The organism is uncultured Gulosibacter sp. (assembly GCF_963509965.1).
Lineage (GTDB): Bacteria > Actinomycetota > Actinomycetes > Actinomycetales > Microbacteriaceae > Gulosibacter.
The window spans coordinates 179,040-201,095 of sequence record NZ_CAUPDE010000002.1 but is presented as its reverse complement, the minus strand read 5'-3'; the positions used below and the strand labels follow the sequence as shown (position 1 = coordinate 201,095).

The window sequence follows — 22,056 nt, the reverse complement described above, 5'->3', positions numbered from 1 at the left end:
GCGTGGGGACCACAAAGGCCCCACGCCCTCGCGCTTTATGAATGACGCACCAGACGCCACAACTTGTGACCTGAGGTCGGTTCGGCAGCACAATAACAACACAGAAAACACCGGTGGCGGCCAGCATCCGCCAGCCGCCACCGGTGCCTGATGAACTTACGCCTGCTGCAGAATGAACTGCGCGGCGCGCTCCAGCATCACCTCACCCGAGGCGATCTTGCCTGCCGAAGTGAACAGGCCGTGCGCGTGACGGGGAAGGTGCACGAGCTCCACATAGGTGCCGTTCATCGCCAGCTTGTGCGCATAGTTGAGGTCTTCTTCACCCAGCGGGTCAAGACCCAGCGAGAGAATGAACGCCGGCGGTTGCGGCGCATCCCCCGCCTTCACTGCCAGCATCGGCGAGACCCGCGGGTCGGTGCGGTCGGCATCGCTGGCAAGGAAGTTTTCACCGAACCAGCGCAGCGAGTTCGCAGTCAGTGGGAAGCCCTCGGCAATGCGCTCATAGGCGGGCGTCTCGTTTTTCATGTCGAGCATCGGGTAGAGCAGCACCTGCGCGGTGACCGTGGTGCCGTCGACCAGCAGGCTCGGCTCGAACGCGAGCACGTTCGCGAGCCCGCCACCTGCCGAGTCACCAATAGTGGCCACACGCTGCGGGTTCCACACGCGTTCGGTCGCGTTATCGCGAATCCACTCAACGGTGTGCTTGCAGTCGAGGTGGGCGGCCGGGAAACGGTGCTCGGGCCCGAGGCGGTAGTCAACTGCCACCACGGGCAGCTTGGTGAGCGTTGCCAAGCGACGGCACACCGGGTCGTGAGTTTCGCGCGAACCGATCACCCAGCCACCACCGTGGAAGAACACGATCACCGGGTCATCGGCGTTGCGTTCGGCACGGTTGTCGTAGACGCGGATAGTGAAGCGCTCGTCGCCCTCGCCAAGCTGCACGTCTTCAACAATCTTCACCTCGTCGCGCGGCAGGCCGTTGGCCGCGCACGACTTTTCGTAGTTTTCGCGTGCAACCGCAACCGATTCCGCATCCTGAAACGACTTGCCGCCAGCAGCTCGGAAAGCTGCAATAGCGTCGCGCTGATCGGGCGCAACCAGTTCGATGTCGATGAGTTCACTCATTGGGTTCAGCTCCTAATCTTGTTCAGCATCACGCTGGGGCGGTGACCACCAGCCGGATGCGGCTGTGGCGCGACGTCGTCGGGGCGCCACAATCAATCTTTCATATCAACGTAACGGCCGCCGGTTCTCGCGCGCTGCGCATGAACCGGCGGCCGTTTTCAATACCCGATCACGTCGGCTATCGAAGCACTAGACGCTTGCGAGCACCTCGTTGCCCGAACGCATCTCGTAGTCGGCAGGGTTGAAGGTCTCCGCCAGGTCGCGGTACTCCTCAACGGTGCCCGACCAGTTGTTGATGACCTTGCCCTTCGAGTTCTTGTACCAGCTCGAGCACTCGCTCGAGTAGGCCGAACCCTTCATCTCTTCCTGCATGGTGGCGTTGAACTGGTCGATGACATCCTTACGCACATCGGCCGAAACCTTCTCGATGTCTTTAGTCTTCTCGAGGAAGTCGGCGACGTAGCGCTGCTGGATCTCGAACATGGCGATGTTCGAGTTGTGGTTCAGGTTGGTGTTCGGGCCGTACATGAGGAACATGTTCGGGAAGCCGTCGACGGTGATACCCACGTAGGCTTCGGCGTCGTCTTCGCCCCAGCGGTCGGCGAGAGTCACGCCGCCGCGGCCGATGATCGACAGGTCGCCCTGGAAGTTCTGCGAGTAGAAGCCGGTGCCGAAGATGATGACGTCTGCCTCGTGCTCGACGCCGTCTTCGGTGACGATGCCCTTCTCGGTGAAGTGGTCGATGGCCTCGGTGACGAGGGTCACGTTGTCACGCAGGAAGGTCGGGTAGTAGGCCGAGGTGCGCAGGATGCGCTTGCAGCCGAACTCGAACTTCGGGGTGAGCTTTTCGCGCAGCTCGGGGTCTTCAATCACCGAGTTGAGGTAGTCGATCGCTTCCTGAGCACCCTCAGACTGGGCCGACGAGTCGGTGCGGGTGCGCTCGAAGCCTGCCTCACGCACCTCGTGGATGGCGCGACGCGACTCTTCGAACAGCTCGGGGTTCTCTTCGAAAGCGTCGAGCTGCTCTTCGGTGAAGGTGATCTGCTCGCGCGGGAAGATGTAGTTTGCCGAACGCTGGAACACCTCGAGGTGGGCAACTTCCTTGGCGATCTCAGGCACATACTGCACGGCCGATGCGGCCGAACCGATCGAGATGACCTTCTTGCCCTTGAGGTCGACATCGTGATCCCACTCTGCCGAGTGGAACATGATGCCCTTGTAGTCTTCCATGCCCTTCCACTTCGGAGTCTTGGGAGCGTTCAGCTGACCCCAGGCCGGAACGAACACGTCGGCGGTGTAGGTGTCGCCGTTGCGGAGCTTGAGTTCCCAGTAGGCCTCGTCGTCGTTCCAGCGTGCTTCGGTGATCTCCGAGTTGAATTTGGTGTGGTCGTAGAGGCCGAACTCCTTAGCCATGGCCTTCTGGTAGCCGAGCATCTCTTCACCGGCGGCGTACATCTGCGAGACGCGCAGGTGCGGGAAGTAGCTGTAGCAGTAGACGTGTGCCTGGGTGTCGCAAGCAGCACCCGGGTAGGTGTTGTCACGCCACACGCCACCGATCTCGTCGGCTTTCTCGAAGATCACGAAGTCTTGGATTCCGGCGCGAACGAGTTCGGCGCCCATGCCGAGGCCACCGAAACCGGCACCGAGGATTGCAACGCGGTAGTGCTGGGTCATTGTTATTCCTTTGCTTGGCTGCGCCCGGCTACCGGGCGGCGGAGTAAATGGGATGAGGTTTGTGAAGTTGTGGTTTAGGCGTTTTCGAACTTGATGATCTGGCGCAGCACGGTGCCTGCCGACAGCGCATCCATACCCTCGTTCATCTCGTCGAGCGCAATTTCGTTCGAGATCAGGCGTTCGAGGGGCAGTTTGCCCTCACGCCAGAGCTGCTCAAACTTGGGGATATCACGCGAAGGCACGGCCGAGCCGAGGTACGAACCGATCACCGTCTCGGCACGAGCGGTGAGCTTGAGCGGCTCAATCTCGCTCATGGCACCCGGAGCCGGCAGCCCCACGGTGACGAGCGTGCCACCGAAACCGATCATGCCGAACGCGGTCTCGAACGCGCGCGGGTGGCCGACAGCCTCGATCACCACATCTGCGGTGATGCCCTTTTCGGCAGCCTCGGCCGACGTGTAGGCCTCGTCGGCACCCCACTCGCGAGCGAGGGTGAGCTTGTCGGGGTTGGCGTCAACGGCGATGACCTTCTTGTTGTCGACCGCGAGCGCGGTGAGCAGCGCCGCCATACCCACACCGCCGAGGCCGACGATGGCGATGGTGTCGTCGGGGCCGAGGTTTGCGGCGTTGAGCACGGCGCCACCACCGGTGAGCACGGCACAACCGAGCACGGCGGCAATCGACGGGGGAACGTCTGCACCCACGGGCACAACCGAGCGGCGGTCAACAACCGAGTAGGTGGCAAAACCCGAGCAGCCGAGGTGGTGTTTGACCTCTTCACCATTGCGGGTGAGGTGCTTGGTGCCGTCAAGCAGCACGCCCTCTTCGTTCGTTTTCGAACCGGCCGAGCAGGGCAGTTTACCGTCGGTGCGGCACTCACGGCACTCGCCACAGCGAGGCAGGAAGGTGAGCACCACGCGCTGGCCGATCTCGAGGTCGGTGACGTCCGAGCCGAGCTCTTCAACCACACCGGCGGCTTCGTGGCCGAGCAGCATCGGGGTGGGGCGAGGGCGTGAGCCGTTCACAACCGAGAGGTCGCTGTGGCAGATACTGGCGGCCTCGATGCGCACGAGCAGTTCGTTCTCGCCGGGGCCGGTGAGTTCGAGTTCGTCGATCGTGATCGGGCGAGATTCAGCGAAAGGTGCTTCGGCGCCGATCTTGTTGAGTACGGCTCCGCGGATGGTGCGGGTGTTCGTCACGTCATCTCCATTGATACTCGAGGGGGATGCGATCGCTACTGCCGGATGCGGCCAGAGATTTGCGATTGCTTTTCAACGATCATGTTCGCTCAATGACCTAAAGTAAGTGTTGGTTCATCCATATTTTCTGTCTTCATATGGAGGATTACACATGTCATACCCCGAGTCGACCCTGGATTCGCAGTCCAGCATCCAGCGCGAACGGCGTCAGCGTGCGCTCTTGCGCGCTGTCAGCGACTTCGCGCGCGCCCTCGTATCGCCGCTGGATGACTTGGCCGATGTGTTGCAACAGCTCACGGCTCGACTGCGTTCGCTGCTCGATGCCGACCTGGCCATCTTGGGGCTGGTAGATGAGGATGCCGGCGTCGGGCGGGCGATCGCATCCGACGGCATGTTTACCGACGCCCTACACCGGGTTTCGATCCCGCTGGGAACCGGTCTCACCGGGAAGGCAGCCGCAACGGGCGACCCTGCCCGCACCAGCAACTACCTCGACGACACCAGCTTCGAACACGACCCCGCCACCGACGCCGCGGTTGCTGACGAAGGGCTACGCGCGGCTCTCGCCATCCCGCTGCGGGCCGAACAGCGCACCATTGGCGTACTGATTATCGGACACCGGCACCCGCATCGACACGCCCCCGACGAAGTACAGATCGCCCAAACGTTCGCCGACCTGGCAGCGGTGGCGATTTCAACCCAAGAACACATCACCCGCGAGCGCGCTCGCGCCGAACCGCTGCGCGAACAGCTTGCCGCAAGTGAGGCACTGCTCGCACAGCAGCGACGAATCGTGCAGGTCGACGAGGCACTCATCGAGGCACTCGCTGCCGGCGGCGGCCTGGCGGCACTGCGCGAAGGCATGTCGCGCGAGCTCGGACGGGATGTGCGGCTTGCCGACCTGACCGTGCGGTTCGCGCTCGACGACTCCCTCACCGAGATGATCGACAGCGAACGGGCGCTAGTGACGCTTTCGGCGCAGCAGGGGATGCCCGTAACCGGTAGGCGCGACGACGGTTCACGCTTCACGGTAATGACCGCTGGAGTGAAGTCGGGCAGACCCATCGCATCCGTGCTGATCGAGGGGGATGTCGAGCCGCAAGAAGCCGAGCTGCTGCGGCGCAGCGCGCGGATGCTCGACACCTTCTTGCGCGCCCACCACCGCGAGCTGGGCGACCTCAGCCGTCGCCGCCACGACCTCATCCTCGAACTGCTCAGCCCGCCGCCAGGCGGCCCAACCCCCACAGCGCTGCTGCGCCTCGACGAGTTCGGGGTGCGCGAGGGCGAACCGTTTCGCATCGTGGTTGCCGACGGTTCAGTCACCACGCTCGACGATCTCGACCACCGTTTCGAGGTCGATTTCGGCAGCACACTGCTGCGCGCCCGCATCGACGATCGACTGGTGGCAATCGCGCCCGAGCGGGCATTCGCCGCGATCGAAAGCGAGCTGGGGGCGCCGGGGGCGCGGCGGCGCGGAGCCCTGCTGGTGGGACACTCGCCCACCCTGCACATGTTGAATATTGCACCGGAAGAGTACGACCTAGTGCTGCGCGTGGTCGAGGCTGCGCGCCGCAGCGGACACGACCGCATCCTCGTCTCGCTTGAGAGCTATGGCGCACTGGGGGCGTTTCTCACGCGAGTCACCATCGAACCAACCAAGCTGGCGATCGAGCAGATTCTTGGGCCGCTGCTGAACTACGACCGCGAGCACGGCACGGCGCTGGTCAACACTGCGGCGGCTTACCTAGATGCCGCACACTCGGTGGCCGACACCGCAAAGCAGCTGCACGTGCACGAAAACACAGTGCGGCAGCGGCTAGAACGCATCACGACGCTGCTCGGCCCTGGATGGGCGGGTGGTCGCCGCGGGCTGGATATCCACGTGATGCTCGCCGCCCACCGCCTAGTAGGCAGCAGCTAGGTCTGCCCGCCCTGCGCACCCGGTTCGGTCTGCCCCGCACCCCCTGCGCCCCGCCGCAACCTCGCTCTGCCGCAACCTCGCCCTGCCCTGCCCCGCATCCCTGCCCCGCAAACCCGCTCTGCCCTGCCCCGCATCCCTGCCCTGCATTCCTTCCCTGCCCTGCACCCCCGGCACCCCAAACCCAGTCCGCCCCGGCCGCACCCGCCCTGCAGATTTTTGTTTCCTGACCTCAGATTTTTGTTTCCTGTTTCCTGATTCTTGACTTCAAAACCGGGGCTTGAAACGTTTCACCCTAGAGAAAGCCCGCTTTTTGCAGCCAGAAAACAAAACTCCGCAGAGGGACTGCAGTCAGGAAACAAATTTCGCACCGGGGATGCAGCCAGGAAACAAAAATCCGCGAGGGTAAGCGGCAGAGAGGCAGAGGGAGCGGCGGGAATGCAGGCAAATAAGAATGCAAGCACGCAGACAAAAATGCAAGCAGGGATAAGCAGGTAGACCTGCAAGCATGCCCGGCGAGCAAGCCCCAGAACTAGTCGCTTGGAATTTCAGTGGCGCCGGTATCGACCCGTTCGTCGTGCGGTTTTGGCACATAGCGCGGGATGTAGCGCGCAAACAACAACCCGCCGAACAGCCCGATTCCGCCGAAGAGCATCGCGGTTGCCACCAGGCCCGCAAGCGCCGAAAAACCCGACACCAAAAACGGCACCATCGCAGCGGATGCATCGATAATGGTGCGCCATGCCCCCAGAAACGGCGCCGGGTTGTCGGGATCAGCGAGATCGGCGCCGAGTGTCATCACGATGCCCGAACCGATCCCGTTCGACAGCGCGAGCCAGCAGGTCACCATCATGAACCACCACTGCGGATTTGCGAACCACATCGATGCACCAAGCACCAGAAATCCAATACCGATCCCGATCAGTGCTGGAACCCCGCTCGCGGCGCGACCAAACTTGTCCATAATCCAACCGCTGGTGAAAAACAGCGCGAAATCGATGGCGCCGCCGATCCCTATCACCAACGAAATCGCTGCCGGATCAAGCCCAACCGCGTGTCCCCACAGTGGCAACACCACCTGACGCGCCGATCGCAGCATGGACAGCGCCCCGGCCCCGATCCCAAGCGTCAACAGCACATCCCGTCGCCGCACAATCGTCGGCCAGAGCCGGTCGGAAGGCGCCACGCTCACCTGTTTGCGCACCGCTGGCCGACCGGCGGTTTTTTCGACATCGGGCAGCACGAGCAGCGTTACCACCACCAGCGCCGAACACACGATGTACGCCCAAAAGTTGAACTGCGGCGATTGCGTTTGGCTGATCAGCCAGGCTGAAACAAACGGCCCAACGAAAGCTCCCGAGCGGAACACGCCCCCGAGCGACGACATCGCCCGCGCCCTCACGCGCAGCGGCACATACGAGGTGAGAAATGACTGCCGGGCAAGCGCAAAGACTGCCGTCATCAGTCCCTGCAGCACCACGCCGACCAGCAGCATCCAGGTGGTTGTGGCCGTCACCGAGATGAGGGCACCGACGATGGTCGCTAGTGCCGCCAGCGTCATCGCTTGCCGCTCCCCCAGTCGTGCCACAACGGATGCGGCGGGCAGGTTACCGATGGCTTGGCCAATCAACAGCGACCCGGCAATAAATCCAGCGAAGGCGACATCGGCGCCAAGGGATGCGGCAACAGACGGGATGACCGGAACAATCGTTCCCTGCCCGATCGAGTAGATGAGTGTGGGCAAGAACGCTACGGTCAGCACGCGCCACAGGGCTGGTTCATTGGCGCGGTGTTGGGTCATGGGAATCAGGTTAGCGCTCGCTGGGTCACAGCAGGCTGCGCTCTCGCTTCTGCCCTCCCCGCTCCTTTCCGGCAACTGACCCTGCAACTGCTTACTGGCTCTTCCGCCAACACCAATCCCACCAACACTGCTCTCGCCAGCACTGCTCCCACCGGCAAGTGGCCCTGTAACTGCAGACTGACCCTGCTACAGCAGGGTCATTTGGCAATAAGAGGGTCACTTGCGGGAGAAACCGGATGCGGGAACGCGGGAGAAACGGAACGCGGGAACGCGGGAACGCGGGGCGCAGAGCACGGGCGCGCAGAGCGGCACCCCCGCCACCACGCGCCCCGCACAGCAAAAGGGGGCGAGGCCCACGCCTCGCCCCCTGCCTAAACGCCGCTATTCGCCGCGGTCGGCGGTTGCGGCCCCCGCATCCGCGATGCCATCAACCCCCGCAGCACCGGTGGCACCGGCGCCGACGCGCTCGGTGCGCTGCACATCGAAGGTGAACTCGCCATCGCGGTGATCGACCACAACGTGGTCGCCGCCGATGAGCTCTCCGCGCAGGATCTTCTCGCTCAGCGGGTCTTCGATCTCGTGCTGCACGGCGCGGCGTAGCGGGCGCGCACCGAGGGCCGGGTCGTAGCCCACCTTGATGAGCTGTTCTTTGGCTTCCTCGCTCAGCTTGATCGTCATATCGCGGTCGAGCATCCGCTCACTCAGGCGCTTGATGAACAGGTCAACGATTTCGAGCAGTTCCTTCGGCGTCAGCTGCGGGAACACGATCGTGTCGTCAACACGGTTCAAGAACTCGGGCTTGAAGTGCTTCTTGAGCTCTTCGTTGACCTTCGCCTTCATCCGGTCGTACGAGGTTTCGGTGTCGCCCTCAATCTGGAAGCCAACGGGGCCACCGGCGATGTCTTTCGCGCCGAGGTTCGTGGTCATGATGATCACGGTGTTCTTGAAGTCGATGACGCGGCCCTGCCCGTCGGTGAGGCGCCCCTCTTCAAGAATCTGCAGCAGCGAGTTGAAGATATCGGCGTGCGCTTTTTCGATTTCGTCGAACAGCACCACCGAGAACGGCTTGCGGCGCACCTTTTCGGTGAGCTGCCCGCCCTCTTCAAAACCAACGAACCCTGGAGGAGCACCGAACAGTCGCGAAACGGTGTGCTTCTCACCGAACTCCGACATGTCGAGCGTGATCAGTGCCGACTCGTCATCGAACAAGAACTCGGCAAGCGCCTTCGCCAGCTCGGTTTTACCAACACCGGTGGGCCCGGCGAAAATGAACGAGCCTGATGGGCGGTTCGGGTCTTTCAGGCCGGCGCGGGTGCGGCGAATGGTGCGCGACAGCGCCGCGATGGCCTCGTGCTGGCCGATAACGCGCTCGTGCAGCGCATCCTCCATGAACACCAGGCGGGCGGTCTCTTCTTCGGTGAGTTTGTATACCGGAATACCGGTGGCAGCAGCGAGCACTTCGGCAATGAGCCCGGCATCCACCGTGCCCACGGCCTTCACCTCGCCAGCTTTCCACTGCTTTTCGAGACGCAGCCGCTCACCAAGCAGCTCCTTCTCGGTGTCGCGCAGTTTGGCCGCGCCTTCAAAGTCTTGCACCGCGATGGCGTCGTCTTTTTCGCCGCGCACCGTCGCGATCTTCTCGTCGAGTTCGCGCAGTTCGGGCGGTGACGACAGCACCGAAAGGCGCAGCCGGGCACCGGCCTCATCGATCAGGTCGATGGCTTTGTCGGGCAGCTGACGGTCGCTGACGTAGCGGTCGGAAAGGTTCACGGCGGCGACAATTGCGTCGTCGGTGATGGTGACCTTGTGGAACGACTCGTACTTTTCGCGCAGCCCCTTGAGGATGTTGATCGTGTGCGGCACCGACGGCTCGTCAACAATGATCGACTGGAAGCGGCGTTCGAGCGCCGCATCCTTTTCAAAGTGTTTCTTGTATTCGTCGAGCGTGGTGGCGCCGATGGTCTGCATCTCGCCGCGCGCCAGCATCGGTTTCAGGATGTTGGCGGCGTCGATCGCGCCTTCGGCAGCACCGGCGCCCACCAGTGTGTGGATCTCGTCGATGAAGACGATGATGTCGCCGCGGCTCTTGATCTCTTTGGTGACCTTCTTGAGGCGCTCTTCAAAGTCGCCGCGGTAGCGCGAGCCGGCAATCAGCGAGCCGAGGTCGAGCGCATATACCTGCTTGTCTTTGAGGGTCTCGGGCACCTCGCCATTCACGATGGCCTGCGCCAGGCCTTCAATAACGGCGGTCTTCCCAACACCGGGTTCACCGATGAGCACGGGGTTGTTTTTGGTGCGGCGCGAAAGAATCTGCATCACGCGTTCGATTTCTTTCTCGCGGCCAATCACCGGATCGAGTTTGCCGTCGCGTGCGAGCTGCGTGAGGTTCTCACCGAACTGGTCGAGCACGGCCGATCCCTTACCGGATGCGGGCGCGCTCTGCCCGGCGCCGGCCGCCACCGGCTCTTTGCCCTGGTAGCCAGCAAGCAGCTGAATCACTTGCTGGCGCACCGAGTTGAGGTCGGCGCCGAGTTTCACGAGCACCTGCGCCGCGATACCCTCACCCTCACGGATCAGGCCGAGCAGGATGTGTTCGGTGCCGATGTAGTTGTGGCCCAGCTGCAGCGCTTCACGCAGCGACAGCTCAAGCACCTTTTTAGCGCGCGGGGTGAAGGGGATGTGGCCGGTGGGCTTTTGCTGCCCCTTGCCGATCATGTCTTCGACCTGCTCGCGCACAGCCTCGAGCGAGATGCCCAGGGCTTCGAGCGCTTTCGCCGCCACACCATCGCCCTCGTGGATGAGCCCGAGCAGTAGGTGCTCGGTGCCGATGTAGTTGTGGTTGAGCATCTTCGCCTCTTCTTGGGCGAGGACGATCACGCGCCGAGCACGGTCGGTAAAACGTTCGAACATGCCATTCCCTCCAATTCCAGCACCGCTGTGGCACAGCGGTAGCGGGGTTCGATTCGAGGGTAGTGGGCGGGTGACCCGTTTCTCGCCCCTGTTCGCCGTCGGCGTGACGGTATCGGTGGCACTAGTGGCCGGGCAGCGGGTTGTCGTTCACCTGGCAGGTGGCGGATGCATCCCGAAACCGCGACGGATGCGCGTGTTGCAGCCAGGTTTGGCCGTATCGTTCGCGCAGTTCGTGCCATTCTTCGCCGCTTGCGAAACTGCAGCCGGCGACGTCTACGACGAGGCTGAAGTTTTCGCCGTTTGACATTGGGCTCGACACAAATTGCAGGGTGTAGTTGCTGACCGGCAGCTGTTCGAGCAGCCGGATGGCATCGTCGACTGTGCCGGATGCTGGCGAGTCGAGAAACGTTTGCTGCGCGAGCTCTGGTTGCAGCGCGTCCATGGCTGGGTCGAAGGCGAACACCTGCAGCTCGGTTTTCGCCACCGGTTCGGTGGTGTGCCGCAACTGGATGCTCGCCAGCCCCGGCGCGTCGGCGAAGATCTGCCCGAGCTGGGCGTCGGCTGCCAGTGCCTGCGCACCGGGGAACTCGGGGCTGACATAGTCGACGCGCATTTGTGACGCGAGCCCAACCACTCCCCACTGGCCGGTTTGCGCGCCTGGGTCGTGTGCCCGTTCGATGGCTCGGATGGCATCCTGTTGCGCATCGACTGCGTCGCTCGGTAGCTTCACGCCGATATAGCGTGGCGGCGGTGCTTGGGGTGCGTGCGCGCGGGTGTGGGGTTGGCTGCTTGCATCCGGTTGCGTTTCGTGGTGCTGCTGGGTGTCGATGGGGGGTTCGGATGCGCCGTTGCCGCTTGCTCGATAGGCCGAGAAGTTCACGCGCACCGCGCCGCTATTGCACAGTTCGTGCCAGTATGCGAGCTGCTGTTGCAGTTGTTCGGGCGCGAGATCCTCGAAGTATGAGTAGGTCGAGTCGCCGAGGTGAATCTGCGGTGTTGATGCGGTGAAGTTGTGGCGCTGTGCCTCGTCGACGAAGGCGAGTGCCCGGTCGCCGATCTCGTTGAGTTCAGCGGTGTCGATCTGCGCTGACACCGTCACCTCGAGATGTGCTCGCCGACGCTGTGGTGAGGTGTCGACCGACACGTTTTCGACGCCCGAGATTGAGCGGATGTTGTCGGTGTAGGTGTCGAACGCACCCACCGCCTCGGGCGAAACCGGTTCGGTGGTGGTGCACGCGCTTACCGTAGCCGCCAGCAATAGTGAGGCAGCGAGCGCAACGATTCGTCGCATCCGCTTCCCCTCCCTGATCGTTACCGGCGTTGGGACTCGATCAGGGTAGGAAAGTTGTTGGAGTATCGGCTGAGTTTTCGGTCAATACCTCCCGAATGGGAGGTGTGTCCGCGCGGCAGTCTAGTCGCGCCCGAAAATATCGCGCGAATAGACCTTGTCGAGGTGGGGTTTGAGTTCTTCGTCGACGCGGTTGGTGATAATCACATCCGATTCGTTAACGAAACGGTCGAAGTCGGGTTCGAGTAGCTGCGCGAACGATTCGTTACCGGATGCGGTGGGTTCGTAGATTTTGACGTTGACGCCGGCGGCAACCAGCGCATCCACCACCGCCAGCACGGCCGAGCTGCGGAAGTTGTCGCTGCCGGATTTCATGGCCAGGCGGCACACCCCCACCTGTTTCGGTTGCAGGCGTTGAATATCGTCGGCGATGAATCGGATGCGTTCGGTATTCGATTCGACGATGGCGGTCATCATGCGCTGCGGGATGTCACGGTAGTTTGCCAGCAGCTGCTTGGTGTCTTTCGGCAGACAGTAGCCGCCGTAGCCGAAGCTCGGATTGTTGTAGTGGCTGCCGATGCGCGGGTCGAGGCCCACCCCGTCGATGATCTCGCGGGCATCGAGGTTGTTGCGGCGCGCGTAGGTGTCGAGCTCGTTGAAATAGGCAACGCGCATGGCCAGGTAGGTGTTCGAGAACAGTTTGATGGCTTCGGCTTCGGTGGTGCCGGTGATGAGCACGCGAGTGTTCGGGTCGAGCGATTCGGCGTGCAGCAGCTCGGCGAACTCGGCGGCCTTCTCACGGTCGCCGGCAACAACGATGCGGCTCGGATGCAGGTTGTCGTAGAGGGCTTTACCCTCGCGCAAGAACTCGGGGCTGAACAGGATGTTCAGCTCGGGGTGGCGCTGCGACATTTGGGTGGTGAAACCGATCGGGATGGTCGATTTGATCACCACGGTGGGGCGTTCACCCGATTCGGCCACCTGCTGCAGCACCGCTTCAACGGTGGAGGTGTTGAACGAGTCGGTGACCTCGTCGTAGTCGGTGGGGGTAGCCACCACCACATAGTCGGCGCCGGTGACTGCCTCGGTGAAGTCGAGTGTGCCGCGCAGATTGAGCTGCTTGTTGGCCAGATACTGGGTGACCAGGTCGTCGGCAACCGGAGCGCGACGCTCGTTCACTGCATCCACGCGCGATTGCTGCACATCAACCGCAACCACTTCGTGTGATTGTGCAAGCAGCACCGCGTTCGCGACGCCCACATACCCGAGACCGATAACGGCAATCTTCATGCTTTTCCTCGTGTTCGTCGCGCTGGCTAGTTGCTGTTTGACTCGGCGGCGGGGTCGGCCGGGGTCGAGTCGAGGTGTTGGGTTTTGGCTGCACGTTCGGCAGCGAACCTGGCACGCTCTTCTTGTTCGACGCGGCTGCGTTCGACTCGCGCCTTGCGGTCAGCGTTGAGCGCGGCATAAATAATGAGCCCAAAAAGGGCACCGATAACGATGGTCGGAGTCACCGACCACAGTGCGTTCAGCCACCAGTTTTCGATCATTGTGAGTTCTAGTCTACGCGGCAAGCCGGCTCGCGGCGGGATGCGGGGAGGTTACGTCACCAGCGGGCTGTGCCATCCTGTCGCCGTTGGTGACTACTTCACCAACGGACTGTGCCATTTCGTCCCGCTCGTTATTTGACGAGCGGGAAAAGCACCGTCTCGCGGATGCCGAGGCCGGTGAGGCCCATCAGCAGGCGGTCGATGCCCATGCCCATACCACCGGCCGGGGGCATACCGTGCTCGAGGGCGGCGAGGAAATCTTCGTCGAGGCGCATCGCCTCAGCATCCCCGCGCGCGGCTTCTTTGGCCTGCTCAACAAAGCGTTCGCGCTGGTCAACCGGGTCGATGAGCTCCGAATATCCCGTTGCCAGTTCAAAACCGCGCACATACAGATCCCACTTCTCTACCACGCCCGGCTTCGAGCGGTGTGCGGCTGTGAGCGGCGACGTTTCAACCGGGAAGTCGATCACGAAGGTGGGACGATCAAGCCCGCCCTTCACGAAGTGCTCCCACAGCTCTTCGACGAGCTTGCCGTGGTTCGGCAAGTGCACCTCCACGCCCTCGGCGTCGGCGAGCGCCACGAGCTCATCGACCGAGGTCTCGGGAGTGATTTCGCGGCCGGCCGCCGCTGAGAGCGACTCGTACATCGAGATGCGCTGCCAGTTGCCGCCGAAGTCATACTCGGTGCCGTCAGCCCACACCACGCGATGCGAGCCATCGGGTGATACCGCGGCGGCCGCGTTCTGCACGAGCTCTTGGGTGAGATCGGCGATGGTGTTGTAGTCGCCGTAGGCCTGGTATGCCTCAAGCATCGCGAACTCGGGCGAGTGGGTCGAATCGGCACCCTCGTTGCGGAAGTTGCGATTGATTTCAAACACCCGGTCGAGACCACCCACCAGGGCCCGCTTGAGATAGAGCTCGGGCGCGATACGCAGGTAGAGCTCGGTGTCGAACGCGTTCGAGTGGGTGACGAACGGGCGGGCGGCGGCACCGCCGTGCATCACCTGCAGCATCGGAGTTTCTACCTCAACGAAGTCGTGTGCCGCGAAAGTGGCACGCAGCGAGGCATTCATCTTGGCGCGGGTGCGCACCATCTGACGCGCCGCATCCCGGGTGATGAGGTCGAGGTAGCGCTGCCGCACGCGAGTTTCTTCGTTGAGGTCGCTGTGCAGGGTCGGCAGCGGCCGCAGCGCCTTCGAAGCCATCTGCCACTGTTCGGCCATGATCGACAGTTCGCCGCGACGCGAGGTGATCACCTCACCCGAAACGAACACCTGGTCGCCGAGGTCAACAAACTCTTTCCATTTGGCCAGTGCTGCTTCACCCACCTTGGCGAGCGAAATCATCACCTGGATGCGCGAGCCGTCACCTGCCTGCAGCGCCGCGAAGCAGAGCTTGCCGGTGTTGCGCAGATGCACGATGCGACCAGCCACACCAACAACCTCACCCGAGGCAAAATCGATGCCAAGCTCGCGCCCACCGTACTTCGCCACGATGTCGGTGATGGTGGCGGTAATCGGCAGCGTCAGCGGGTAGGGAGTGAGCCCCTCGGCGAGCATCCGCTCACGCTTGTCGAGTCGCACCTGTTTCTGCTCCGAAACTTCGGCGGCATTCAGGGTTGCGTTCTCGGGGGTTTCGGCCATTGCCGGTCTCCTTGCTCGTGTGGTGGTAACGGGTTGAAGCTTTCTTCGCGGCAATGGGATGCGGGCAGCAAGCCCGCCGCGCCGCGTCACTCGATCTATCGTAGGCGAGGCGGCCAGATGCCGCTGATTGCGGGGCCGGGGCGTACGATGCTCTGCGTGACCACTGTGCTGCAGACCATTGACGCCGCTCGTTCGGCGCTCGCTCTCGACGCCCGCGCGGGTCAAACCGTTGCGCTCGTACCAACTATGGGGGCGCTGCACGACGGGCATCTCGCGCTCGTGCAGCTCGCGCACCAGCACGCCGACCGCGTGGCCGTCTCGATTTTCGTGAACCCGCTGCAGTTCGGGCCCAGCGAAGACTTTGACGCCTATCCGCGGCAGCTCGAAGCCGATGTGCAGCTGCTCGAAAAAGCCGGTGTCGACTGGGTGTTTGCGCCGAGCGTCGAGCAAATGTACCCGAATTGGCCCACCACCACGATGGTGACCGCGGGCGAAGCCGGCCGCATCCTCGAGGGTGAGTTTCGCCCCACCCACTTTGATGGTGTGCTCACGGTGGTGGCGAAGCTTTTTTCGATTGTGCAGCCCGATATTGCGGTTTTTGGGCAGAAGGATGCGCAGCAGCTGGCGCTCGTGCGTCGGATGGTTGCCGATCTCAACCTGCCGCTGCGGATTGTTGCCGCACCGATCGTCCGCGAGCCCGACAGGCTTGCGCGTTCGAGCCGCAATGCCTACCTGTCGGGAGCAGACCGTGAGCGGGCCGTGGTGCTTTCACGCGCACTGGCGGCGGTGGCGGCTGCGGCTGGTGGCGGGGTTGCGGCGGCGCTCGACGCCGGGCGCGCGGTGTTTGCATCCGAACCGACGGTGACGGTCGACTACCTGGTGGCAGTGGATGCGGCAACTTTCGCCCCCGCTGGCCCAGACTTTCGCGGGGATGCGCTGGTGCTGACGGCCGCGCGCGTGGGCACCACGCGACTGATCGATAACTGCGAGGTGCGGTTCTGAGCGAGCCCCACCCAGGCAAGCCCTTCGGCGCCGCGCTAACAGCACCGAGTCGCGCTACTCGCTGGGCGGTTCGATCGGCTCTTGCGCCGCGATCAGCGCGTTGTCGGCGGCCGATCGCACGAGGCTCGAAAGCACAAAACCCGGCGATTCCACCCCGATCGAGGCGAGCAGGCCGGTGGCCTGCTGCACGATCGAGCGGGTGAACGAAGTGGCTGTGGCGATCGCTTCGGCATAGATCGCGCGGTCACCCTCGTCAATCACCACCGGTTCGGCGCCGAGCTCCACCACCAGGGCCTGCGCGATCGGCAGCACCGGGCGGGGTGCGGTCACCCCGCACCAGCCCTCTTTGAGTCGAACCAGGTCGATCGAGGTGCCGGTGACATCGATCGCGGGATGAATAGCCAGCGGAATCACGCCGCGGTTGAGCGCTTCGCCCAGCAGGGCCGTGCCGTACTGTGCGGCGGTGTGCACCACGAGCTGGCCGGGCACCCACGCACCGGCTTCGGTGAGTTCGGTAACGCGCGCCTCGAGCGTTTCAGCCGGTTCGGCGAGCACCACGAGTTCGCTGCGCTCGGTCACCTGCTCGGCGCTCAGCTGTGGGGCGCCCGGCAGCAGCGCCTCGACACGATCAGCCGCGGCAGCATCCGTCACCGCCACGCCAATCAGCGAGTGTCCGGCAGCCGCCAGCCCGGCCGCAAAAACCGGGCCGAACAGGTCGTTACCAACCACGCCAACCCCGAGGCGACCATCTCGGTTCATGCTCATTGCTGCCCCTGCTGGCGCTGATACTCGTCCGCGGCGCGGGTAATCGCCACCGCCCGCGGGTCGGGTGCCGCACCGGCGGCATGCGCATCCTGCAATTGCAGCTGCGCCACCTGCACGAGCATCCGGGCACCCGCTTCTGCCCAGCGGTGCGAGCGGTCAACCTGTGCCGCCCGGATAGCGAGCTGCGAAAGCTGCTCAAAAAGCTGCAGCGCCTGTGCCCTCGCCACAAGCCGCTGCCCAGTCAACACCGGCCCCACCACGGTGCCGATGCTGAGGCTTGCGGCACCCGCCAGCCGGCGCCATGGGCCGTCAGCGATCGTGAGCCCCTGCATCCGTTCGGCAGGGATCATTGACACGCGACGCTGCAATCGGCCACGGCGCAGATACACCACACCGCGATCAACCAGCATGGCGTTGCGCTGCCACGCGAACGGCGCCAAAAACCAGGCACGAGCCGGTGTCACGCGCAGCTGCTTGGGTGGTTTTGCCGCGAACAGATCGCGCACAAGCTGCGGGGTGTGCTGGCCAAACTGCATGGGCATCGCCACCGATAGCACCCGAATCACATCGTCAAACTTGCCGAGCGGCAGCAGCACCGTGCGCGAAACCTGGCTGGAGTCGCTGTTTTGGCTCGCCACGACCGCGACATCGGCACGGTTGATACTGACGCGATACCAACCCAACATTCGCCACCAGAACCGCTGCTGAATCTCAACGGCGTGGATGCGTCCCGGCGCGATAGTGTCGCTATTGGTGGTGAGTAGCCCCTTCCCAACTCGCAGACCGTCCGGTGTGCCGGCAATCGAATACCGCATGTTTGCAGGTATCAATGCCAGCGAAGCGAGCACACCCACCATCAGAATCATGAGCGGCAGACCTATGGTCACGATCGCACCAGCGATGTTGATTATCCGCGAGTCGATTCTGATGTGATCAAGAAAAACCCCCTGGGTTGCCGAGAGCACTCCCAAAACGGCCCAGAGCTTACCCGCGATGATGAGCACAATCAGCGCGGCGCCCACAAATTTCAGCATCTCAGCCCCGGCCAATCGGCTCGCGGGCACGGTGACAATGGTCGGGCTACTGGCACCCATCGAGGCGAACGAGCCGCTGAAATCTTCCACCACTGCGTCAACAAAGTCGGCGAGTGTGCGCCGCCGCGGGGCCGGTTGGGGAGGGGTCGCGGGCTGCTGGGGAGCGAGGCCGGGAGTCTGGCCGACGCCGGGCGGCCGGCCAACGCCTGGCTGCGGATGTGTATCCGGCGTGCCGTTCGGCACCGTCTGCTGAACCACAGCTTGTTCGGCACGCTTGCGCCGCTTCGCACCAGATGCTCGCCGCAGCATCTCATCGCGCAGTGCCTCGGCATCTGCCTGACCGAGGTACCTCAGTTGCACCTCGCTCGAGTCGGATGCACCGGAGGTTGCAACATGAGAGAGCCCCATCATCCGTGCGCCCAGCGGCCGATTGATATTGACCGATTGCAGCCGGTCGAGACGTGCCTGCAAGAGATGGCGCGAAAACACACCGCAGCGAAGCTCAAGCACCTCGTCAGTCACCCTGAACTCGGTGGCACGGTAGCCGAGCACAATACCAACCGCGCCGAGCACACAAATCGCCAGCACGATGATCCCCAACAGCAAGAAATACGTGCTGGGGCTAATCCCAAGCCGTGGCGAGTCGGGGTCGTTACCAATCACGACACCCGCCAGCGACACACCAATCAGGGGCACCAAGACCAGCACCCCGCCCAGCAGGTTGAGCACAGCCAGCAACGGGGTCAGCGGATGCAGCCGGTGCCACTCGCCGTCGGCGAGTTCGGTCGTGCGCGGCTGTTGATAGGGATTGTGCTGCGGCGGTTGCGGTTGCTGCCAGTGCTGCGGGTGCTGCGGGCCGGGTTGGGGCGGCCACTGCGATTGTGGGCCGGGCTGCTGCGGCCCCTGCGGTGGAGGCGTCCAGCTCATAGGCCGGCCCGCCGAGTTTCTGCCACCCGAATCAGGTGGTCACGCAGCCGCTCCGCTTCGGCCAGCGGCAGCCCGGGAATCGACACCGACGCCCCAGCTGAGGCGGTCGACATCCGCAGCGACGCGAGCCCAAGCATCCGATCAATCGGTCCGCGATGCATCGAAACTGTTTGCATCCGGCCGTAAGGAACCGCGGTCATGCTGTTGAACATCACGCCACGACGCACCAGTAGGTCATCTTCACGAACCGCATAGCCAATCGCCCGGTTTCGAGGCACCACCATCGCCACTTCCACGATGCTCACCACAACCATCCAGGCTGTAATCAGCCACCATAGTCCGTCAGCCAGCACCCAGATCACGACCGTGGCGACAAGGCACACCAACAGCCAAATGACATTACTCACCAGTGACACGGCTATATGTCGCGGTGAGATTCGGTGCCACTGCACCTGCGGTAACTCAAGCTTGGTCACGAGAAATTCCTCTTATTGGGTTCGCTGTCTTAACTACTTTCAATCTTCCCGATACAGGCGAGCACTGCATCCGCCGAACGTTGTGATGTCGCAGCAACGCTGAGATGATGATCAACCCCCGCCTCGGGCCCGCACAGATCACTCACCCCGCGCACCGACACAAACGGCACCTCGAACACCCGGCACACCTGCGCAATCGCACACGACTCCATATCGGTGGCCACCGCGTCGGCGAACGCCTCGCGGGTGTCGGCCACATTGCGGGCGGTCACGAACGTATCGCCCGAGAGGATGCGGCCGTACAGCGTGCCGCTACCGTCACGCTCTTCACGGCTACCGGGCTCGCGACCGCGCGCATCCAGCGCGTCCAACAGCACATCGGATGCGGTAAACCGCACCGGCTGCCCCGGAACCTGCCCGCGCTCATAGCCAAACTCGGTGGCATCCGCAGTGCCGTAACTGTAGTCGAGACCAACTGCCACATCCCCCACTCGGCTCGAGCGCGAAAGCCCACCGGCCGTGCCCGCAGAAATTACCGCCCGGGGCGCGAAGGTCAGCACCGCCCAGGTGGCGGTTGCAGCCGCAGCCACCAGGCCAATTCCACTGGTAACCAGCACCACATCACGGCCCGCGAGCCGCAGCCGCCGCGCTGCAACCCCCGCTAGCGGGCACACAATAGGCGCGCTGTTTTCGGCTGCCGCAATGAACGGTGCCGCCTCGGCGGGCATCGCCACCTGAATGACAACTGTCACGCGTGCTCTCCGAACACCTGCGCCCATTCGTCACGCGCAGCCAAAAACTCACGCACCGCCGACTGCGCCCCCTCGAGGGTGTGGTGCACACCCCAGCCGCACTGCACCTCGTTCGCTGCCGGCACCTCGGTGGCCTGCAACACATCGCGCAGCGTGGTTTCAAGCAGCTGCTCAAACTCGTCGGGCTCAACCTCAAGCATCAGCGCATAAAAACCGGTGCGGCAACCCATCGGTGAAAAATCAATGAGCCGATCGGTGTGATTGCGCATGTGTTCGGCAACGAGGTGCTCAATCGAGTGAATCACTTCGGTGGGCAGATGCGCGAGATTCGGCTGCGTAAAACGCACGTCATACTTCACGAGGGTGTCGCCACCGGGCAGGGTTTTACGGTCGGCAACCCGCACATAGGGGGCTGTCACCATGCGGTGGTCAAGGTTGAACGATTCGACATTCATACGGCTCGGCATGCCGCCAGCCTACGTTGCCAAACTGCGCGGCAGCTGCCGCCCACTACGGCTCTACCCGCAAATCGAGTAGATCCCGCAGCAGCAGCCGGTCGAGCGAGTTCCCATCGGTTGCAAGCCAGTCGCCTACCTCGCGCAGCATCGACTCTACGCTCGCCAACCGCACACGCGGCCAGGTACGCGAGTTATCCACTGTAAACTCACCCGCCCGTTCGGGCACCAGCACGAGCCACCCGCGCACCTCGGCCACATCACCGAAATACTCGCGCAGCCGCTCCACCCGGTGGGGAAATTCTGACGCTGTCGATGCGGGCACCCCGTCGCGGGTGATCGAACCGCGCGCATCCAGCGCGTAGTGCGCCGGTGCCCGCAGTTCACCGTCGATGAACGCGATCCGGCGACCGGCCACCACCGCGTGTGAAATCGTTGCCACCTGCTCATCGGCGCCGGGAATCCGCAGACCGTGCACGATCCGTGCCCCGGGAAGCCGCAGCAATGCATCCAGCGCCTCGCCCGCAACTTGCTCGGCGCACTGCCGCCGCAGCGGATGCACGCCCGGCTGCGTACACGTCATCGCCGTGGCACCGGGGCTGCCATACACTCGCGTTGCTTCATCGGCCGCTGGTGCCGATTCGTCGGCGATGCGCATCAGCAGCCGCTCAAACTGCGTCCGTTTCACGCGCGGTTGCAGCCCCCACCAGGCAAGCACCGCGAGTGCCAGCACCACCAGTGCGATCAACGCGCGAGCGATCCCCACCCCGGTGGTGGTGTCGGGGCCGGTAAAGATTCCGAGCATCGCGTCGAAAAACGACGCCGCGGCCGAAAGTGAAACACCGGCCACGAATATCCAGAGCACTGTCGATACCACCGACTGCGGGCGCGCATCGCCGCACAGCCACAGCCACACCATGCCGAGCAGCACCAGCAACAGCGCGACTGGCCACCACACCGTAAACAGTGGCGATGCGGGAATTGCCAGCGTCAGCACCGCCAGCACCGACGCGAGCACGAACGGGCCCGCAGTGGCCAGTTCGCGCGGCGTCACCGGCGGCGCCGCCGTGCGCGCTGCGGGCCACACCTCTACCGGGTGCTGCCACGTTTGGCGATACCACGACATTTTGCGCAGCTGCGGTGCGGGTTTCGGGATGCGGTCGAACACTGGCATATCGGTGCCAGCGGCGGTGTGCCGCGCCGACGGCTGGGCGGGGCTGGTGGGGGTTGCGGCCGGTCGCGGTCGGCGCTGTTGCTGGCGCAGTCGCGGCCCGGGGATACGTCGGGCCGACATCGCCTGGCCCGAGGTGGTTGCCAGCCAGGCATCGTGCGCGGCGCGGCGACGCGGATCGGTGAGCACTTCTACTGCCAGCCGCACCCGCATAAAGGCTTCCGGAGTGCCGCCGAGGTCGGGGTGGGTTTCGCGCTGTTTGATTCGGCCGGCTCGGCGAATCTCGTCTTCGGATGCGCCCGGTTCAACCCCGAGCACCCGGTAGAGGTTTTCGGGATAGTCAGTCGAGCGGAGTTTCATGCGGTA

The 22,056-nt window shown here is 63.6% G+C and carries 17 protein-coding genes; 2 read left to right on the top strand and 15 right to left on the bottom strand.

All coding sequences use genetic code 11. The annotated features are described in order from the left end of the window. Window positions 1–156 precede the first annotated feature (156 nt). The 3 genes from RQ865_RS02895 to RQ865_RS02885 all read right to left on the bottom strand — a co-directional run bounded on the left by RQ865_RS02895 (window position 157) and on the right by RQ865_RS02885 (window position 3,998). Window positions 157–1,125, bottom strand: coding sequence for an alpha/beta hydrolase (locus RQ865_RS02895; protein ID WP_311477373.1), 969 nt, complete (start codon window positions 1,123–1,125; stop codon window positions 157–159). A gap of 189 nt (window positions 1,126–1,314) precedes the next feature. Next, the gene (locus RQ865_RS02890; protein WP_311477371.1) at window positions 1,315–2,799 is read right to left on the bottom strand and encodes an NAD(P)/FAD-dependent oxidoreductase; all 1,485 of its coding nucleotides are present in this window, start codon (window positions 2,797–2,799) and stop codon (window positions 1,315–1,317) included. Window positions 2,800–2,873: 74 nt separating this feature from the next. Then, window positions 2,874–3,998 (bottom strand): alcohol dehydrogenase catalytic domain-containing protein, encoded by a 1,125-nt coding sequence (locus tag RQ865_RS02885; RefSeq protein ID WP_311477370.1) that lies wholly within the window; start codon window positions 3,996–3,998, stop codon window positions 2,874–2,876. A 151-nt stretch (window positions 3,999–4,149) separates the two neighbouring features. Here RQ865_RS02885 and RQ865_RS02880 point away from each other — a divergent pair, with 151 nt between their 5' ends. Further along, window positions 4,150–5,919, top strand: coding sequence for a GAF domain-containing protein (locus tag RQ865_RS02880; protein WP_311477368.1), 1,770 nt, complete (start codon window positions 4,150–4,152; stop codon window positions 5,917–5,919). A gap of 529 nt (window positions 5,920–6,448) precedes the next feature. On the opposite strand, the gene RQ865_RS02875 is transcribed toward RQ865_RS02880, so the two are convergent. The 6 genes from RQ865_RS02875 to lysS all read right to left on the bottom strand — a co-directional run bounded on the left by RQ865_RS02875 (window position 6,449) and on the right by lysS (window position 15,108). Beyond that, on the bottom strand, window positions 6,449–7,717 hold the full coding sequence (locus RQ865_RS02875) for an MFS transporter (RefSeq protein WP_311477366.1): 1,269 nt from the start codon (window positions 7,715–7,717) through the stop codon (window positions 6,449–6,451). Between the two features lie 381 nt (window positions 7,718–8,098). Further along, complete coding sequence (locus RQ865_RS02870) at window positions 8,099–10,627, bottom strand: ATP-dependent Clp protease ATP-binding subunit (RefSeq protein ID WP_311477364.1); 2,529 nt, start codon at window positions 10,625–10,627, stop codon at window positions 8,099–8,101. 121 nt (window positions 10,628–10,748) lie between these two features. Next, window positions 10,749–11,918 (bottom strand): hypothetical protein, encoded by a 1,170-nt coding sequence (locus tag RQ865_RS02865; RefSeq protein WP_311477362.1) that lies wholly within the window; start codon window positions 11,916–11,918, stop codon window positions 10,749–10,751. A gap of 120 nt (window positions 11,919–12,038) precedes the next feature. Continuing rightward, window positions 12,039–13,205: a nucleotide sugar dehydrogenase gene (locus RQ865_RS02860; RefSeq protein WP_311477359.1), complete on the bottom strand. Its 1,167-nt coding sequence runs from the start codon at window positions 13,203–13,205 to the stop codon at window positions 12,039–12,041. A 26-nt stretch (window positions 13,206–13,231) separates the two neighbouring features. Continuing rightward, entirely contained in the window at window positions 13,232–13,465 is a 234-nt protein-coding gene (locus RQ865_RS02855; RefSeq protein ID WP_311477357.1) for a hypothetical protein, read from the bottom strand. A 131-nt stretch (window positions 13,466–13,596) separates the two neighbouring features. Next, on the bottom strand, window positions 13,597–15,108 hold the full coding sequence (lysS, locus tag RQ865_RS02850; protein ID WP_311477355.1) for a lysine--tRNA ligase: 1,512 nt from the start codon (window positions 15,106–15,108) through the stop codon (window positions 13,597–13,599). A gap of 147 nt (window positions 15,109–15,255) precedes the next feature. On the opposite strand from lysS, the gene panC reads away from it, so the two are divergent. Further along, window positions 15,256–16,110, top strand: coding sequence for a pantoate--beta-alanine ligase (gene panC, locus RQ865_RS02845; RefSeq protein ID WP_311477465.1), 855 nt, complete (start codon window positions 15,256–15,258; stop codon window positions 16,108–16,110). A 54-nt stretch (window positions 16,111–16,164) separates the two neighbouring features. On the opposite strand, the gene RQ865_RS02840 is transcribed toward panC, so the two are convergent. Genes RQ865_RS02840 through RQ865_RS02815 form a run of 6 tightly spaced genes read right to left on the bottom strand, consistent with a single transcriptional unit; the run spans window position 16,165 to window position 22,050 of the window. Then, complete coding sequence (locus tag RQ865_RS02840) at window positions 16,165–16,875, bottom strand: Rossmann-like and DUF2520 domain-containing protein (protein ID WP_311477353.1); 711 nt, start codon at window positions 16,873–16,875, stop codon at window positions 16,165–16,167. Then, on the bottom strand, window positions 16,872–18,836 hold the full coding sequence (locus RQ865_RS02835; RefSeq protein WP_311477351.1) for a PH domain-containing protein: 1,965 nt from the start codon (window positions 18,834–18,836) through the stop codon (window positions 16,872–16,874). The genes RQ865_RS02840 and RQ865_RS02835 overlap by 4 nt, the downstream gene beginning before the upstream one ends. Then, window positions 18,833–19,312 (bottom strand): PH domain-containing protein, encoded by a 480-nt coding sequence (locus RQ865_RS02830; protein ID WP_311477349.1) that lies wholly within the window; start codon window positions 19,310–19,312, stop codon window positions 18,833–18,835. The genes RQ865_RS02835 and RQ865_RS02830 overlap by 4 nt, the downstream gene beginning before the upstream one ends. Window positions 19,313–19,341: 29 nt before the next feature. Next, window positions 19,342–20,064 (bottom strand): 5'-methylthioadenosine/S-adenosylhomocysteine nucleosidase, encoded by a 723-nt coding sequence (gene mtnN / locus RQ865_RS02825; protein WP_311477348.1) that lies wholly within the window; start codon window positions 20,062–20,064, stop codon window positions 19,342–19,344. Then, window positions 20,061–20,531: an S-ribosylhomocysteine lyase gene (locus RQ865_RS02820; protein ID WP_311477346.1), complete on the bottom strand. Its 471-nt coding sequence runs from the start codon at window positions 20,529–20,531 to the stop codon at window positions 20,061–20,063. The genes mtnN and RQ865_RS02820 overlap by 4 nt, the downstream gene beginning before the upstream one ends. 43 nt (window positions 20,532–20,574) lie before the next feature. After that, entirely contained in the window at window positions 20,575–22,050 is a 1,476-nt protein-coding gene (locus RQ865_RS02815) for a J domain-containing protein (protein WP_311477345.1), read from the bottom strand. Window positions 22,051–22,056: the final 6 nt, after the last annotated feature.

Excerpts from the sequence above, each read along its gene's own strand:
- RQ865_RS02840 (WP_311477353.1), bottom strand. The coding sequence starts at position 16,875 with ATGAGCATGAACCGAGATGGTCGCCTCGGGGTTGGCGTGGTTGGTAAC.
- lysS (WP_311477355.1), bottom strand. The coding sequence starts at position 15,108 with ATGGCCGAAACCCCCGAGAACGCAACCCTGAATGCCGCCGAAGTTTCG.
- RQ865_RS02865 (WP_311477362.1), bottom strand. The coding sequence starts at position 11,918 with ATGCGACGAATCGTTGCGCTCGCTGCCTCACTATTGCTGGCGGCTACG.
- RQ865_RS02855 (WP_311477357.1), bottom strand. The coding sequence starts at position 13,465 with ATGATCGAAAACTGGTGGCTGAACGCACTGTGGTCGGTGACTCCGACC.
- RQ865_RS02875 (WP_311477366.1), bottom strand. The coding sequence starts at position 7,717 with ATGACCCAACACCGCGCCAATGAACCAGCCCTGTGGCGCGTGCTGACC.
- RQ865_RS02880 (WP_311477368.1), top strand. The coding sequence starts at position 4,150 with ATGTCATACCCCGAGTCGACCCTGGATTCGCAGTCCAGCATCCAGCGC.
- panC (WP_311477465.1), top strand. The coding sequence starts at position 15,256 with ATGCTCTGCGTGACCACTGTGCTGCAGACCATTGACGCCGCTCGTTCG.
- RQ865_RS02820 (WP_311477346.1), bottom strand. The coding sequence starts at position 20,531 with ATGCCGAGCCGTATGAATGTCGAATCGTTCAACCTTGACCACCGCATG.
- RQ865_RS02870 (WP_311477364.1), bottom strand. The coding sequence starts at position 10,627 with ATGTTCGAACGTTTTACCGACCGTGCTCGGCGCGTGATCGTCCTCGCC.
- RQ865_RS02815 (WP_311477345.1), bottom strand. The coding sequence starts at position 22,050 with ATGAAACTCCGCTCGACTGACTATCCCGAAAACCTCTACCGGGTGCTC.
- RQ865_RS02860 (WP_311477359.1), bottom strand. The coding sequence starts at position 13,205 with ATGAAGATTGCCGTTATCGGTCTCGGGTATGTGGGCGTCGCGAACGCG.
- RQ865_RS02895 (WP_311477373.1), bottom strand. The coding sequence starts at position 1,125 with ATGAGTGAACTCATCGACATCGAACTGGTTGCGCCCGATCAGCGCGAC.
- RQ865_RS02835 (WP_311477351.1), bottom strand. The coding sequence starts at position 18,836 with ATGAGCTGGACGCCTCCACCGCAGGGGCCGCAGCAGCCCGGCCCACAA.
- RQ865_RS02890 (WP_311477371.1), bottom strand. The coding sequence starts at position 2,799 with ATGACCCAGCACTACCGCGTTGCAATCCTCGGTGCCGGTTTCGGTGGC.